This is a genomic window from Nitratireductor sp. ZSWI3 (assembly GCF_024655565.1).
Classification (GTDB): Bacteria; Pseudomonadota; Alphaproteobacteria; order Rhizobiales; family Rhizobiaceae; genus Nitratireductor.
This window is the reverse complement of the sequence record NZ_JANKOF010000116.1, coordinates 1-13,822: the sequence shown is the minus strand read 5'-3', so window position 1 is coordinate 13,822 and position 13,822 is coordinate 1. Positions and strand designations below refer to the sequence as shown.

Genomic DNA, 13,822 nt, shown 5'->3' with positions numbered 1-13,822 from the left:
CATTGGGCGAGCGATGGCGGCGCGCATCGCGCCACACCGCGCGCCAGGCATCGGCCGGCGATGCCTCCCGCACGAAAAACGCAGCGCCGACGAACAGCAGCGCCGTCAGACGCGAGGCCGGCAGGTTGACGAGGTCGTCGAAGCGCGCCGCCGCCCAGCCGAACTGCGCGTGCCGCGGCGTGCGGTGGCCGATCATGCTGTCGGCTGTGTTGGCCGCCTTATAGAGCGCACCGCCGGCCAGCCCGCCGACCGCCAGCCAGAACACGGGCGCCACCACGCCGTCGGATGCATTCTCGGCCAGGCTCTCGATCGCCGCCCGCGCCACGCCGGCCTCGTCGAGGCTGTCGGGGTCGCGCCCGACGATCTGCGACACGGCGCGCCGGCCGCCTTCAACGCCGCCGGTCTCGAGCCCGACAGCCACCGCCTCCACATGGCTTGCGAGGCTGCGCTGGGCGATCAGCGTGCTGCCGGCGACAGCGGCCACGAGCCAGCCGGCCCAACCGCCCAGCAGGCGCTGCAGGGCGATGGCCGCGAACCCGGCAGCGGCCAGGATGATAAGCAGGCACATGAGGCCGGCGAGGCGCCTTGCGCCCGGCGAAAGCGTTTCACGGTTGCAGGTCTCGTCGAGCGCCGAGATCAGCCGGCCGATCCAGGTGACGGGGTGGCCGATCAGGCGATAGACGCGCTGCGGATAGCCGATCGCCAGCTCGACAAGCATCGACGAAAGGGCGAGCAGAATGGACATCAGGCCTCTTCTGGCTGACAGGGTGGGCACGGTGGACGACCATGGCGGCAACCTTGCCAAAGCGGCGGCGCAGTTTCCGCATGCGCCGGCGCCGTGGCTCGATCTGTCCACCGGCATCAATCCGCACCCCTATCCGTTTTCGCCGCTTCCCGCCACCGCCTATCGGCGACTGCCGGAAGAGGCGCGGCGGGCCGAGCTTTCGGCCGTGGCGGCCGATGCCTATGGCGCCGCGCATGGCGGCTGCGTGGCCGCCGCGCCGGGAACGCAGATCCTCCTGCCGCTCGTCGCATCCCTCGTCCAGCCGGGCCGGGCGATGGTGCTTGCGCCCACCTATGCCGAGCACGCCCGCGCCGCCGCGCTCGCCGGCCACCGGGTGGAAGACGTGCAGGCGTTCGAGCAGTTGTTCGACGCGCGGCTCGCCGTGCTGGTCAACCCCAACAACCCGGACGGCCGGGTGATTCGGCGCCGGGACATTCTGGACCTTGTCGCCCGGCTCGAAGCGCGCGGCGGGCTGGTCGTCGTCGACGAGGCCTTCATGGATGCCGGCCCGCCGGACGAAAGCGTTGCCGGCGACACGGGGGCGGGCGGCCTTGTCGTGCTGCGCTCCTTCGGAAAGTTCTTCGGCCTCGCCGGCGTGCGGCTCGGCTTCGCCGTCACGTCGCCGGAACTCGCCGCGCGCCTGACCGCCTGGCTCGGCCCCTGGGCCGTCGCCGGCCCGGCGCTGGAGATCGGCTGTCAGGCGCTGGCCGACGCGCGGTGGCATGATGCCATGCGCCGGCAGCTCGCCGCCGATGCGGGGCGGCTCGATGCGCTTCTGCTGGCGAATGGCATCCCGGTTTCAGGCGGCACCGGCCTGTTTCGCTTCCTGCGCCTTGCGGACGCGCCCGGCCTGTTCGAGGCGCTCGGCAGACGCGGTATATTGGTGCGCCGTTTCGCCGACCGGCCGGATTGCCTGCGGATCGGCCTGCCGGACGGCATGGAAAGCCTTCACCGGCTGGAAGCGGCGCTGCTGGAGTGGCGACGGAAGAGGGTAGGGACGGGCTGATGCTCTATGTGTGTCCGCAATCGCAGCTCGAGCGCACGGTCAAGGCGGTGGAGGCGACGCATCTCATCTCGCTCACCTCCAGCGAAATGCCGCCGCCCCATGCGGTCCGGCTGCCGAAAGGGAACCGGCTGCATCTTTCCATGCACGACATCAACGAGCAGCGCCCCGGCCTCGTCGCGCCCTCGCTGGAGCATGTGGAAGCGCTGCTGGCCTTTGCGCGTGATTGGGATTGCCGCTCTCCCCTGGTCGTCCATTGCCATGCGGGCATCAGCCGCTCGACCGCCGCCGCCTATGTGATCGCCGCCACGCTGGCGCGCGAGACCGACGAGGCCGAGCTTGCCCGCATCCTGCGCGCCCGCGCGCCCAGCGCCACGCCGAACCGGCGCATCGTGGCGCTCGCCGATGCGCTCCTCGAGCGCCAGGGCCGCATGGTCCGGGCCATCCTGTCGATCGGCCGCGGCGAGGAGGCGTTCGAGGGCAGGCCCTTTCACCTGCCTGTTCGTTGACCCGGCGCGACGAGCTCGTTGACCGCCGTTTCCGGCGCGAGCTGCTTCAGGATGCCGGCGGCGATCTCGAACGATTTGCGGCGGGCCCGGTGATCGTGGATCTGCCCGGTGACGATGATCTCGTCCGGCTCATGACGCCGGAGGAACCCGGCCAGCGCATCCTTCACCGTGTCGGGGGAGCCGGCCGCCGTGCAGGAAAGCGCCTGCGCGACGCTGGCGGCGATGCCGGGATCGAAGGTCTGCTCGACATTGTGCATGGGGCGCGGCAAAGGCCCCGGCCGGCCGCTGCGCAGATTGGCGAAAGCCTGCTGCATGGAGGATTTGAGGAACAGGCCTTCCTCGTCCGTATCGGCGGCAAACACGTTGAGCGCCATCATGAAGCGCGGCTTGTCGAGATGCGCCGACGGGCGGAAGGTCTCGCGGTAGATCTCGGCCGCCTGTTCCAGGGCCGCCGGCGCGAAATGCGAGGCGAAGGCATAGGGCAGGCCGAGATGCGCGGCAAGCTGCGCGCCGTAGAGGCTGGAGCCGAGGATCCAGATCGGCACATGCGTACCGCGCCCGGGAATGGCGCGCACCTTCTGGCCGGGTTCCTCCTCGCCCAGATAGGCGATCAGCTCCATCACGTCGCGGGGAAAGCCATCGCCGTCCTCCAGGCCGCGCCGCAGCGCCCGCGCCGTCGCCATGTCGGTGCCGGGCGCCCGCCCGAGGCCGAGATCGATGCGGTCGGGATAGAGCGTCGCCAGCGTGCCGAACTGCTCGGCGATGATCAGCGGCGCGTGATTGGGCAGCATCACGCCGCCGGCGCCGACACGGATGGTCCCGGTCGCCGCCGCCACCTGGCCGATCAGCACCGAAGTCGCCGCGCTTGCGATGCCGGCCATGTTGTGATGCTCGGCAAGCCAGTAGCGATGATAGCCCAGGCTCTCGGCGTGGCGCGCCAGGTCGAGCGTGTTGCCAAGCGCGTCGGCGACGGTCGATCCTTCGGGAACGGGGGCGAGATCGAGAACCGAGAAGGGGATCATTGGAGGCTCCGTGGTTGACGCTTTCCGACATATGGGGGCACCGGCGGTCGATCCAAGAGGAGGGCCGCCATTGCCTTGCCGGAGCTCGCTGGTATACCATCACTCGAACATCGAACTTCTCACTCCCGCCCGCGCATGCCGACCAAGCCGACCATGGATGAAGACCTTTCCCTTGCCGAACGCGCGCTGGGGCGCATGAGGAGCGACATCCTCGCGCTGCGGCTGGCGCCCGGCGAGGTGATCAGCGAACGTTCCCTGGAGGCGTTCTACGGTGTCTCGCGCACGCCGATCCGGCAGGCGCTCGCCGAGCTGATCCGCGAAGGGCTGGTGGTGCGTGCCGAGCGCGGCTATGCGGTGGCGCCCTTCGACCTGGCGCAGCTCGAACAGATATTCGAGTATCGCGAGGTGGTCGAGGTGGCCGCGATCCGCCTGGCGGCCGCCCGGGCCACACCGGTCGAGGTCGACCGCCTGCAGGAGGCGGTGGACAGAAGCCTCGGCGACGCGACGCCCGAAAGCTGGTTCACCGCGGGCCTCGACGTGCATGTCTGGCTGGCGGAGCTGTCGCACAACCGGTTCCTGCGCGATGCGGTGCAGGATTGCGTCAACCGCACCATACGCGCCCGCTGGCTGGTGGCGAGCTCACCGCAGGCGCGCGCCGCCGCGCACCGCGAGCACAACGCCATCATCGCCCTCCTGCGCCGGGGCGATGGAGAGGCCGCCGCGGAGGCGGTGCTGAGGCACACGCGCGATGTCCGCGCGCAGGTCATGCAGGCACTGGAACAATCGCGCCGTCTGTTCGGTGCGCGAGGCTTCGCCGAGCCGGCGAACGAAGGAGGATGAGCAGCCAATGAGGAAGATCGGTACCCATGAAGGCCGCGACGTTCTGGAAACGACGCTCTCGAGCGGCACGGGCGTTGAGGTTTCGGTGATCGGCTACGGCGCCATCGTGCGCGATTGGCAGGTGCCGGTCGCAGGGGCATTGCGCCCGGTGGTGCTCGGCTTCGAGCGCCTCGAGGACTATCTGGCCGACGATGCGCATATCGGCGCCGTTGCCGGCCGCGTGGCAAACCGCATCGCCCGGTCCCGCTTCACCCTCGACGGCAGGGACCATGTGCTACCGGCCAATTTCGGGCCGCACCACCTGCATGGCGGGCCGAAAGGCATCGGCCGGAAGGTCTGGGAGATGGAGCGCGTGCCGGGCGAGGAAGCGGTCAAGCTGACGCTGTCCTGCCCGGACGGCGAGATGGGCTATCCCGGCCGTCTCGACATCACCCTCATCTATCATCTGATCGGCCACCGGCTGCGGGTGGAATTCTATGCCGAGACCGACGCGCCGACCCCGGTCAACATCGTCCAGCATTTCTATTTCAACCTGATGGGCGGCGGCGACGTGCTCGACCACCGGCTTCAGGCTCATGCGAGCGCCTATCTGCCGGTCGACGACGACCTCATCCCGACCGGCGAGATCAGGCCGGTGGACGGCACGCCGCTCGACCTGCGCAACGGGCGCACGCTGCGCGATGAGGCCGGGCAGCCGGTCGTCTACGACAGCAATCTGGTGCTTGCGACGCGCCGCGATCTGACAAGCACGGTGGCCACCGTCACCGCGCCGGACGGCTCGCTGACCCTCAGGCTGTGGACCGACCAGCCGGGCCTGCAGGTCTACAACTCCGGCTCATTGAAGACGGACCGGCCGGGCCTCGGCGGCCGGCGCTACCCCCGTTTCGGGGGGCTCTGCCTGGAAGATCAGAACTTTCCCGACGCGATCAACCACGCCCATTTCCCGGACTCCATCGTCACGCCGGAGCATCCCTACAGGCACTGGTGCGAGATCGAGATCGCTTAGATCATTTCCTGTTTTGACGGAAGCGCTCGGTCGAATGCGCGGTTTCGGCCCGGCGGCGGCGCGCATCATACCCCCCTCTGGCCTGCCGGCCATCTCCCCCTCAAGGGGGGAGATTAGCAGACAACATCGTGTCGCATCCCCTGCAGCGTTGGGCGGTTGGTCATAATCCTTGCGGCCGCCCAATCTCCCCCCTTGAGGGGGAGATGCCCGGCAGGGCAGAGGGGGTGCGAAGAGCGCCCGCTGCTTCAAGCAAAAGATGAAAAGCTGGCCATTGCCCTGCCCCTCAGGGAAGGAGGACGAACCACCTGGCTGCTACCCGAACACCACCGTCTTATGGCCGTTCAGCATGACGCGGTTCTCCAGGTGCAGCTTGACGGCACGGGCAAGCACTCGGCTCTCGATGTCGCGGCCGGTGGCGACGAAATCCTCGGCGCTCAAAGCATGCGTCACGCGCTCCGTCTCCTGCTCGATGATCGGCCCTTCGTCGAGATCGGGCGTGACGTAGTGCGCCGTGGCGCCGATCAGCTTCACCCCGCGCTCATGCGCCTGGTGATAGGGCTTGGCGCCCTTGAAGCTCGGCAGAAACGAATGGTGGATGTTGATGACCTTGCCGAACAGGCGGTTGGACAATTCGTTCGACAGCACCTGCATGTAGCGGGCGAGGATGACGAGGTCGGCGCCCGTCTCCTTGAACAGGGCGAGCAGCCTGGCCTCCTGCTCGGCCTTGTTTTCCCTGTTCACCTTCCAGCAATGATAGGGGATCCCCTCCATCTCCGCCGTCCGGCGCGACTCCTCGTGGTTCGAGACGATCGCCACCACCTCGGCATCGAGCCAGCCGACGCGGATCTGGTAGAGCAGGTGCAGCAGCGCATGGTCGAATTTCGACACCATGATGATGATCTTCGGCCGGCGCGTGCGGTCGGCGAGCGCCGTCTTCATGTCGAAGCGGGCGATCGCCGGCTCGAGGGCGCGCAGGAGGTCGTCGCGCCCCACCGCGCCGGGAACGGACACCGAAAGCCGCATGAAGAAGCGGTTGGTCTGCCGGTCCCAGAACTGGTTGGACTCGGCGATGTTGGCACCGAGCCCGGCGAGCTCCGTCGTCACGGCGGCAACGATGCCCGGCCGGTCCTCGCAGGAAAGATTGATGTCGAAAGTCTTGTCGGTCATGGGTGCCTGATCCGTGCTGTCTCGGGTGAAGTCGGTGATCTATACGCTATCGAGCCAGGATTGGAACCGGCCAAGCGTCTCGTCGTCGCCCGCCACCGTATGACGCGTTTCCGGATAGGCGCCCGAACGCACGTCGCCCGCGAACTCGCGATAAGCGGCGATGCGCTCCTGTTGAAGGCGCGCATATTCGGCGGCGAAGTTGCGGTAGGTCCTGGCGTGGCGCGGCACATGACCGGTGTTGGCGCCCAGCACGTCGTCGGAGAACAGATACTGGGCATCGCAGCCGCCGCCCGCCCCCATGGAGATCATGAAGAGCGACGTGCGCCTGGTGATCTCCGTGGCGATCGGCTCCGGCACCACCTCGATCTCGGCGGCGAAGGCGCCGGCCTCTTCCAGCGCCTTCACCTGCCGAAAGACGAGCTGCGCGCTTTCCAGCGTCTTGCCCACCGCCTTGAAACCGCCGGTCCATGTCGCCTTGGAGGGGATCAGACCGACATGACCGCAAACCGGAATGCCGTCGGCGGCAAGCCGTGCGACGGTCGCGGTGCCGGCCGAGCAATAGACCGCATCGGCGCTTGCCCTGTAGAGGCGGTAGGCCCAACGGACGAAATCGTCCGTCGTCCCGATCTCGTAGAAATTGTCGCCGGGAACCGCAAAGACCGTCGGAGCGGCATCGCGAAAGGCCGGATCGAGCATCAGGGCCGGCGGCACCGAGACCATGTCAATGCCGGCGCGCTCGGCAGCCTCGGCCTCCTCCAGCGTCTCGACGCGCAACATGGACAACTGGCGCTTGCCGCGCAGCGCGCGCAGGTCCTGGATGGTCATGCGTTTGGAAATCTTCACCGGTCACCCTTTCAGCAGCTTCTTCAGATTGATCTTTGCATCGGAAAGCTGCGCCGGCGGGACGGGCACCGCCCGCTCGATCAGCTTCTCGGCGACGGAGATATGCCTGGCGACGGCATTGCCGAACCCCACCCCGCTCGCCGACGACAGCAAACCCGCATCGTCCAGCTGGAACAGCACGAAGGCTTCCTCCCCCAGATCGCGGCGGATGAACGGGCGCGCCGGGTCGGGCAGCCCGGCCACCTGCAGGCCGAGGTCGTACTGGTCGGACCAGAACCAGGGCGTGCGCGAGAACGGATCCTCGGCGCCCAGCATCGCCCGCGCCGCATGGGCGCCCTGGTCCTGCGCGCAGCGCCAGCTCTCGAGCCGCACATGGCTACCGCGATAGGGAAAACGGCAGCAGTCGCCGGCCGCGAAGATATGCGCGTCCTGCGTCTTCAGCCGGTGGTCGACGACAATGCCGTCGGCGACGGCAAGGCCCGCCTCCTCGGCCAGCCGCGTGTCCGGCACGGCACCGACCCCGGCCACCACGATGTCGGCCTCGATGCGGCGGCCATCACCCAGGACCACGGCGATGGGATCGACACCCGCCACCGTCGCTGACAGGATCAGGTCGACGCCTTCGGCCCGATGCCTGGCCTCGAAGACGGCGGCGATCTCGGCAGGAACCACGCGCGCCATCAGCCGCTCCGCCACCTCGATCACGGTCACCCCGGCACCGAGCCGGCGCGCCGTGGCGGCCAGTTCCAGGCCGATGAACCCGCCGCCGATCACGGCGAGCCGAGCGCCCGGCCTCAGCGCGCCGAGAATGGCGCTGGCATCGTCAAGGCTGCGCAACGTGCCGGCAGCCTCCATGCCGGGAAACCTCCGCGCCTGCGCACCGGTGGCGATCAGCAGCTTGTCGTAGGGCAGAATGCTGCCGTCCGAAAGGGCGACGGCTCGCGCCGCGGTGTCGATGCCCGTCACCCGCACGGCGCGGCGCAGGGTGATGTCCGCCTCGCCGTAACGCGCCTCCTCGGCGATCACCTTCGGCAGCGGGCCGCCCTTCGACAGCGGCGGACGCTCATAGGGCAGGTGCGGCTCGGCGCCGATCAGCGTCACGGCGCCCCGATACCCTTCCTCGCGCAGCGCGAAGGCGGCGCGGACGCCGCATTCGCCGGCGCCGATGATGACGATGCCGCTACCCATGACGCGTCCCGGATCAGGCGAGGGCGATCAGCACGCGATCGCCCTCGACCTTGACCGGATAGGTCTTCAGGTTGATGCAGGCGGGCGCTCCCTTGGCCTCGCCGGTGCGGTAGTCGAAGCGGCCATTGTGCTTGGGGCACTCGATGATGTGGTCCATCACCAGCCCGTCGGCCAGATGCACGTGCTCATGGGTGCACAGGCCGTCGGTCGCGTAGAACACGTCGTCGGGGCTGCGGTAGATGGCGAAGGTGCGGCCGTCGTGATCGAAGCGGATCAGGTCTTCCTCCTCCACGTCTTCGACGGCGCAGGCATCGATCCATTGCGTCATGGTTTTCCTCCTCTCAATCCACCGCCGACAGCGGGTTTGCCGGCGCATGGAATTCCTCCCGATAGGGCTTGGCCGTGGGCGGCAGCGCCCGCTTGATGAAGTAGTCGTCGTAGCGGAGCTGGCGCAGGAAGGCCGGCAGCATCTCCCGGTAGCCGTCGAGGATCGACGGATTGGGAGCCGGCAGATCGTGCTTGATGAGCTCGTGCAGCTTCGGCAGCGCGTGATAGGGAACCATCGGGAACATGTGATGCTCCACATGGTAGTTCATGTTCCAGTAGATGAAGCGGCTGACGGGGTTCATCAGCACGGTGCGGCTGTTGAGCCGGTGGTCGGTCACGTCTTCGGCAAGCCCGCCATGCTGCAGGAGGCCGGTCATCACGTGATGCCAGGCGCCGTAGAGGCGCGGGCCGCCGACGAGCAGGAACGGCAGGATGGAGCCGGTGGCGATCGCCACCGCCGCGGTCGCGGCGTAGATCGCGCCCCAGATGCGGGCGATGCGGATCACCTTCGCCTGCTCCATCTGCGGGATGAAGTCCTTTTCCGCGGCGCTCAGGCGGCCGCTCGCGTTGCGCGCCATGTCGATCAGCGCGTGCCACACGTCGATGATGCCGAAAAGGTTGAGGATGAGGCGCGCCAGGTCCGGCGGACGCATCACGGCGATCTCCGGGTCACGACCGACGATGATCGTGTCGGTGTGGTGACGCGCATGGCTCCAGCGCCAGGTGACCGGATTGCGCATGATCATGAACGAGGCGATCTGATAGACCGCGTCGTTCATCCAGCGCGTCTTGAAAGCCGTGCCGTGGCCGCATTCGTGCCAGCGGGAATCGCTCGCCGAGCCGTAGAGAACGCCATAGGCGAGAAAGAGGGGAAGCGCCCAGAGCGACGGCCACAGGAAGACCGCGCCGGCGGCAAACACCGCCATCGCGCCGAGCCAGAGAACCGTGTCGCGGATCGCCGCCCGGTCGCTGCGCTGCATCAGCGCCTTCATCTCCTTGCGCGGCACGTCGGTGTGATACCATTCGGCCGACGCCAGACCGGTCTCGACGGCGCGCCTTGCATCGGCGCCGGCGAGATCGTAGTCGCGCTGCCGCGGGACGGACGTGCTGCTGGAAATCTCGCCCCGGGAAATCTCAAATGTGCTCATGGTCCTCGCTCCTCTTGCCCAAGGCTAGGGCAGGGTCGCGGGCAGCCTCAAGAGACTTGAAAGTTTTTCTATCATTTTACATCATGAATTGATCTGATGTATGATGGTAAAAATTTCAGGGAGAGCAATGGCCAGACGCCCCACGATAGCCGATCTTGCCGCGCAGGCCGGCGTCAGCGTCGCCACCGTCGACCGTGTGCTGAACGGCCGGCACCGGGTGCGCGAGGAAACGGCGCGCCGAGTCTACGAGGCGGCAGGCGCAATCGGCTATCACGCCGCGGCGCTCATCCATCAGCGCATCACGGCCGACCTGCCGCGCATGGAGCTTGGCTTCCTGCTGCAGAAGGAGACACAGCCCTTCTACCAGGCCTTCGCCCATGCGGTGGAGGACGCCGTTGCGGCGCGCAACGACATCCGTGGCCGGGCACATGTGGAGTTCGCCAGGGGGCAGGCGCCGAACGACATGGCGGAAGCCCTGTCGGCGCTCGGCGCGCGCACGCAGGCGATCGGCGCCGTCTGCCTCGACCATCACGTGGTCACACGCGCGGTAGAGGCCCTCAAGAACGAGGGCAAGCCCGTCTTCTCGCTGCTCTCCGATTTCGCGCAAGGGGTGCGCGAAAGCTATCTCGGCATCAACAACATGAAGGTCGGCCGCACGGCGGCCTGGATGATCGCCCGCACGGCGCGCCGCCCCGGCAAGGTGGCGATCTTCGTCGGCGGCCACCGCTGGCACGGCCACGAGCTGCGCGAGACCGGCTTCCGCAGCTATTTTCGGGAATATGCGCCGCAATTCGAAGTGCTCGACACGCTCGTCAATCTCGACACGCGCCAGCTCACCTATGAGGCGACGCTGAACCTGATCGACCGCTATCCCGACATTGCCGGCTTCTACGTCGCCGGCGGCGGCATGGAGGGGGCGATCAAGGCGCTGCGCGAGGAAATCGAGGAGGGGCGTTTTCCGGACACCGGCGGTCCGGCGGTGGTGGTCAACGAACTGACCCCCGATTCGACCACCGCCCTTCAGGACCAGGTGGTGACGGCCGTCATCGCCACCCCCTTGCGCGAACTCGCCGCGGCGCTCGTGGAGCTGATGATCAACACCGTGCGGTCCGGTCCGGCCGAGGCGCCGGGCCAGCTTTTCCTGCCTCTGGGACTGCATGTTCCCGAGAGCCTGTGACGTCGAATGGCCGCTCAGTGGCCGGTCAGGGCCGCTTCCAGCTCACCCGCCGAATGATGGGTCAGGTCCTTTGCCAGTTCGCCCACCAGGGCCTGCCTGGTGCTCGCGTGAAAATGCGGGCGCATCTCGCCGAGACTGCGCGGGTCGGCGATCACGTAGAGCGCGGCGATGTGCCCGGCCAGAACCTCGCCGTTCACATATTCGGCCACCGCGATGGCGAAATTGTCTTCCGCCAGCCTCTTCTCGTCGGGATTGGCCGTCGTGCTTCTGTGATGGCCGCCGGAGCCGCGATTGTGGGTATCGAGCTTCGGCTCAGGGAGCTCGACGAGCCGGATGTGGGGTTCCAGGCCCTTGTTGCGATAGAGCCGCAGCTTTTCGCCATTGGCCACCAAAACGGTGGTGTCGTTCGGTAGGATCATGACCTCGTTCTTTCCCTCTCTCTGTCTGCGCATCCCGCTGTGCGCCAACCGTGGAAAGACATTTCCCCGGCAACCAGGCCGGCACCTTGATCGACGTCAAACCGGCTGCGGTTTCGCAGGGTCCGCTCGTTAGATCGCTATCAAGAAATTTGAGCGGGATGCGGGCGCTTCACACTTTTCCTCATCCCGCTCCAGCGCCGGGATTCTCTCAATCCATGACAGGGCGGCAACGAGATTCTGTCACAGATGATGGAATCTCTTGCAGGATTGCGTTGACCGCCTGCCGGCGCCTCTTCATCCTTTCCCGGTTCGGCCCAGGCGGCCACATCCAGGAGGACATGATGTCGGCGACCACGCCATTTTTCGCGCTCAATCACATGAGCGCCCCGCAGCTTTCGATCACGGATTTCTTCGATCTCGCCGCCGACCTCGGCGTCGGCGGCGTGGAGATCCGCAACGATCTTGCCGGCAACGCCATCGAGGACGGCACGTCGCCCGTCGCGGTGCGGCAGGCGGCAGAGGCGCGTGATCTGCGCATCCTGTCGATCAACGCCCTGCAGCGCTTCAACGACTGGACGCCCGAGCGCGCCGCGGAAGCCGAGGCGCTGATCGCCTATGCAGGTGCGTGCGGCGCCGAGGCCCTGGTCCTCGTGCCGGTGAACGACGGCTCGGGCCGCGCCAATGGCGAGCGGCAGGCCAATCTGCGCATCGCGCTGAAGGCGCTGCGGCCGGTGCTCGAAGCCGCCGGCATCATCGGCCTCGTCGAGCCGCTCGGCTTCGAATCCTGCTCGCTGCGCAGCAAGTCCGAAGCGGTCGAGGCCATCGTCGCGCTCGGCGCGGAAGACCGGTTCCGGCTCGTGCACGACACATTCCACCATTGCCTTGCCGGCGAGGAGACGCTGTTCGTCGCCCACACGGGGCTCGTCCACATTTCCAGCGTCGACGACGCCTCCATATCGCTGCGCGAGATGCGCGACGGACACCGGGTCCTGGTCGGCGATCATGACCGGCTCGGCAATGCCGAGCAGATCTCGGCCCTGCTCGAGGGCGGCTACCGGGGGCTTTTCTCGTTCGAGCCGTTTTCCGACAGCGTCCACCGGGCCGCGGACCCTCGCGGCGCGTTGCGGGACAGCATGGCCCACATCCTCGAGAAAACCGGGATCGAGAAGGCCGCGCGCGTGCCGGCATGAGATGCCGAAATGGAATTTCACCTTGACGACGGCACAAAAAATGGAATAAATATTACATATTGAGAAGACAACGGTGACGACATTCCATTTTTGGCGATGTCAAGCGGCTGGAAGGGCGAGGATTCCAACCGTTCGCGCACCGGAGAAGCTCAAGAATTCCCTTTGATGGGAATCCGGCCAAAGCGGGGTGCCGCCGGACACCCAAGTGTGGAGGAGCATTCAAATGAAAAAGCTAATGATGGGCGTTGCCCTCACGGCGCTGATGACCGGTTCGGCCATGGCCGAGAAGGTCGGCGTCTCGATGGCGCTGTTCGACGACAATTTTCTCACGGTTCTGCGCAACGGCATGATCGACTATGGCAAGACGCTCGACGGCGTCGAGCTGCAGGTCGAGGACGCTCAGAACGACGTCGGCAAGCAGCTCAACCAGATCCAGAACTTTATCGCATCCGGTGTCGACGCGGTCATCGTCAACCCGGTCGATACCGACGCCACCGTCGCCATGACCAAGGCGGCGGCCGATGCCGGCGTGCCGCTGGTGTTCGTCAACCGCGAGCCGGTCAACGTCGACGACCTGCCGGACAACCAGTCCTTCGTGGCGTCCGACGAGCGCGAGTCCGGCACGCTGGAAACCCAGGAAATCTGCCGTCTCCTGAAGGAGAAGGGCAAGGGCGACGGCGCCAAGATCGTCGTCATGATGGGCGAGCTTTCCAACCAGGCGGCACGCCAGCGCACGCAGGACATTCACGACGTCATCGCCACCGAGGAATGCTCCTTCATGGAGATCGTCGAGGAGCAGACCGCCAACTGGCAACGCACCGAAGCGACCGACCTGATGACCAACTGGCTGTCGGCCGGCCTGCAGTTCGACGCGCTCGTCTCCAACAACGACGAGATGGCCATCGGCGCCATCCAGGCCATGAAGGCCGCCAACATCTCCATGGAGGAGATGCTGGTCGGCGGCGTCGACGCGACGCAGGACGCCTTGGCCGCCATGGCGGCGGGCGATCTGGACGTGACCGTGTTCCAGGATGCGGCCGGCCAGGGCAAGGGCGCGCTGGATGCCGCCCTGAAGCTCGCCAAGGGTGAGGACGTCGACCGGAAGGTGTATATTCCCTTCCAGCTCGTGACGCCCGACAATATGGCCGAGTTCACGGCCAAGAACTGATCGTGCGGACCTGACGGCGGCGGCCGGGGCC

General features: G+C 67.1%; 15 protein-coding genes. 7 read left to right on the top strand and 8 right to left on the bottom strand.

Annotation, left to right across the window (positions count from 1 at the left end; all coding sequences use genetic code 11):
- On the bottom strand, positions 1–745 hold a 745-nt coding region (gene cbiB / locus NUU27_RS22810; RefSeq protein WP_257764600.1), incomplete at its 3' end, for an adenosylcobinamide-phosphate synthase CbiB.
- On the opposite strand from cbiB, the gene cobD reads away from it, so the two are divergent.
- Both cobD and NUU27_RS22800 read left to right on the top strand, forming a co-directional pair.
- Entirely contained in the window at positions 738–1,790 is a 1,053-nt protein-coding gene (cobD, locus tag NUU27_RS22805; protein WP_257764599.1) for a threonine-phosphate decarboxylase CobD, read from the top strand. The two genes, cbiB and cobD, sit on opposite strands and share 8 nt — an antisense overlap.
- Positions 1,790–2,296 (top strand): tyrosine phosphatase family protein, encoded by a 507-nt coding sequence (locus NUU27_RS22800; protein ID WP_257764598.1) that lies wholly within the window; start codon positions 1,790–1,792, stop codon positions 2,294–2,296. The genes cobD and NUU27_RS22800 overlap by 1 nt, the downstream gene beginning before the upstream one ends.
- On the opposite strand, the gene NUU27_RS22795 is transcribed toward NUU27_RS22800, so the two are convergent.
- Entirely contained in the window at positions 2,278–3,318 is a 1,041-nt protein-coding gene (locus NUU27_RS22795; RefSeq protein ID WP_257764597.1) for an LLM class flavin-dependent oxidoreductase, read from the bottom strand. The genes NUU27_RS22800 and NUU27_RS22795 overlap by 19 nt on opposite strands.
- 153 nt (positions 3,319–3,471) lie before the next feature.
- On the opposite strand from NUU27_RS22795, the gene NUU27_RS22790 reads away from it, so the two are divergent.
- Both NUU27_RS22790 and NUU27_RS22785 read left to right on the top strand, forming a co-directional pair.
- The gene (locus NUU27_RS22790; protein WP_257764596.1) at positions 3,472–4,158 is read left to right on the top strand and encodes a GntR family transcriptional regulator; all 687 of its coding nucleotides are present in this window, start codon (positions 3,472–3,474) and stop codon (positions 4,156–4,158) included.
- Positions 4,159–4,165: 7 nt separating this feature from the next.
- A complete protein-coding gene (locus NUU27_RS22785; protein WP_257764595.1) occupies positions 4,166–5,164 on the top strand; it encodes an aldose epimerase family protein in 999 nt (332 codons plus the stop codon).
- A gap of 312 nt (positions 5,165–5,476) precedes the next feature.
- On the opposite strand, the gene purU is transcribed toward NUU27_RS22785, so the two are convergent.
- The 5 genes from purU to NUU27_RS22760 are packed head-to-tail and all read right to left on the bottom strand — an operon-like array spanning position 5,477 to position 9,837.
- The gene (gene purU, locus NUU27_RS22780; RefSeq protein ID WP_257764594.1) at positions 5,477–6,331 is read right to left on the bottom strand and encodes a formyltetrahydrofolate deformylase; all 855 of its coding nucleotides are present in this window, start codon (positions 6,329–6,331) and stop codon (positions 5,477–5,479) included.
- Between the two features lie 39 nt (positions 6,332–6,370).
- Positions 6,371–7,156, bottom strand: a complete 786-nt coding sequence (locus NUU27_RS22775) for a 3-methyl-2-oxobutanoate hydroxymethyltransferase (protein WP_257764593.1) — start codon at positions 7,154–7,156, stop codon at positions 6,371–6,373.
- Between the two features lie 21 nt (positions 7,157–7,177).
- Positions 7,178–8,362, bottom strand: a complete 1,185-nt coding sequence (locus NUU27_RS22770; protein ID WP_257764592.1) for an NAD(P)/FAD-dependent oxidoreductase — start codon at positions 8,360–8,362, stop codon at positions 7,178–7,180.
- Positions 8,363–8,375: 13 nt separating this feature from the next.
- Positions 8,376–8,690: a MocE family 2Fe-2S type ferredoxin gene (locus tag NUU27_RS22765; RefSeq protein ID WP_257764591.1), complete on the bottom strand. Its 315-nt coding sequence runs from the start codon at positions 8,688–8,690 to the stop codon at positions 8,376–8,378.
- Between the two features lie 13 nt (positions 8,691–8,703).
- Positions 8,704–9,837, bottom strand: a complete 1,134-nt coding sequence (locus tag NUU27_RS22760; protein ID WP_257764590.1) for a fatty acid desaturase family protein — start codon at positions 9,835–9,837, stop codon at positions 8,704–8,706.
- 127 nt (positions 9,838–9,964) lie between these two features.
- On the opposite strand from NUU27_RS22760, the gene NUU27_RS22755 reads away from it, so the two are divergent.
- Positions 9,965–11,014, top strand: coding sequence for a LacI family DNA-binding transcriptional regulator (locus NUU27_RS22755; RefSeq protein ID WP_257764589.1), 1,050 nt, complete (start codon positions 9,965–9,967; stop codon positions 11,012–11,014).
- 14 nt (positions 11,015–11,028) lie between these two features.
- On the opposite strand, the gene NUU27_RS22750 is transcribed toward NUU27_RS22755, so the two are convergent.
- On the bottom strand, positions 11,029–11,433 hold the full coding sequence (locus tag NUU27_RS22750; RefSeq protein WP_257764588.1) for a host attachment protein: 405 nt from the start codon (positions 11,431–11,433) through the stop codon (positions 11,029–11,031).
- A 341-nt stretch (positions 11,434–11,774) separates the two neighbouring features.
- Between NUU27_RS22750 and NUU27_RS22745 the strand changes: the two genes are divergently transcribed.
- Positions 11,775–12,623 (top strand): TIM barrel protein, encoded by an 849-nt coding sequence (locus tag NUU27_RS22745; protein ID WP_257764587.1) that lies wholly within the window; start codon positions 11,775–11,777, stop codon positions 12,621–12,623.
- A 223-nt stretch (positions 12,624–12,846) separates the two neighbouring features.
- Positions 12,847–13,791, top strand: a complete 945-nt coding sequence (locus tag NUU27_RS22740) for a sugar ABC transporter substrate-binding protein (RefSeq protein ID WP_257764586.1) — start codon at positions 12,847–12,849, stop codon at positions 13,789–13,791.
- Positions 13,792–13,822: the final 31 nt, after the last annotated feature.

Coding starts and splice junctions, on each gene's coding strand:
- NUU27_RS22740 (WP_257764586.1), top strand. CDS start 12,847: ATGAAAAAGCTAATGATGGGCGTTGCCCTCACGGCGCTGATGACCGGT.
- purU (WP_257764594.1), bottom strand. CDS start 6,331: ATGACCGACAAGACTTTCGACATCAATCTTTCCTGCGAGGACCGGCCG.
- NUU27_RS22765 (WP_257764591.1), bottom strand. CDS start 8,690: ATGACGCAATGGATCGATGCCTGCGCCGTCGAAGACGTGGAGGAGGAA.
- NUU27_RS22755 (WP_257764589.1), top strand. CDS start 9,965: ATGGCCAGACGCCCCACGATAGCCGATCTTGCCGCGCAGGCCGGCGTC.
- NUU27_RS22775 (WP_257764593.1), bottom strand. CDS start 7,156: ATGACCATCCAGGACCTGCGCGCGCTGCGCGGCAAGCGCCAGTTGTCC.
- NUU27_RS22785 (WP_257764595.1), top strand. CDS start 4,166: ATGAGGAAGATCGGTACCCATGAAGGCCGCGACGTTCTGGAAACGACG.
- NUU27_RS22790 (WP_257764596.1), top strand. CDS start 3,472: ATGGATGAAGACCTTTCCCTTGCCGAACGCGCGCTGGGGCGCATGAGG.
- cobD (WP_257764599.1), top strand. CDS start 738: ATGGACATCAGGCCTCTTCTGGCTGACAGGGTGGGCACGGTGGACGAC.
- NUU27_RS22760 (WP_257764590.1), bottom strand. CDS start 9,837: ATGAGCACATTTGAGATTTCCCGGGGCGAGATTTCCAGCAGCACGTCC.
- NUU27_RS22750 (WP_257764588.1), bottom strand. CDS start 11,433: ATGATCCTACCGAACGACACCACCGTTTTGGTGGCCAATGGCGAAAAG.
- NUU27_RS22745 (WP_257764587.1), top strand. CDS start 11,775: ATGTCGGCGACCACGCCATTTTTCGCGCTCAATCACATGAGCGCCCCG.
- NUU27_RS22770 (WP_257764592.1), bottom strand. CDS start 8,362: ATGGGTAGCGGCATCGTCATCATCGGCGCCGGCGAATGCGGCGTCCGC.
- NUU27_RS22795 (WP_257764597.1), bottom strand. CDS start 3,318: ATGATCCCCTTCTCGGTTCTCGATCTCGCCCCCGTTCCCGAAGGATCG.
- NUU27_RS22800 (WP_257764598.1), top strand. CDS start 1,790: ATGCTCTATGTGTGTCCGCAATCGCAGCTCGAGCGCACGGTCAAGGCG.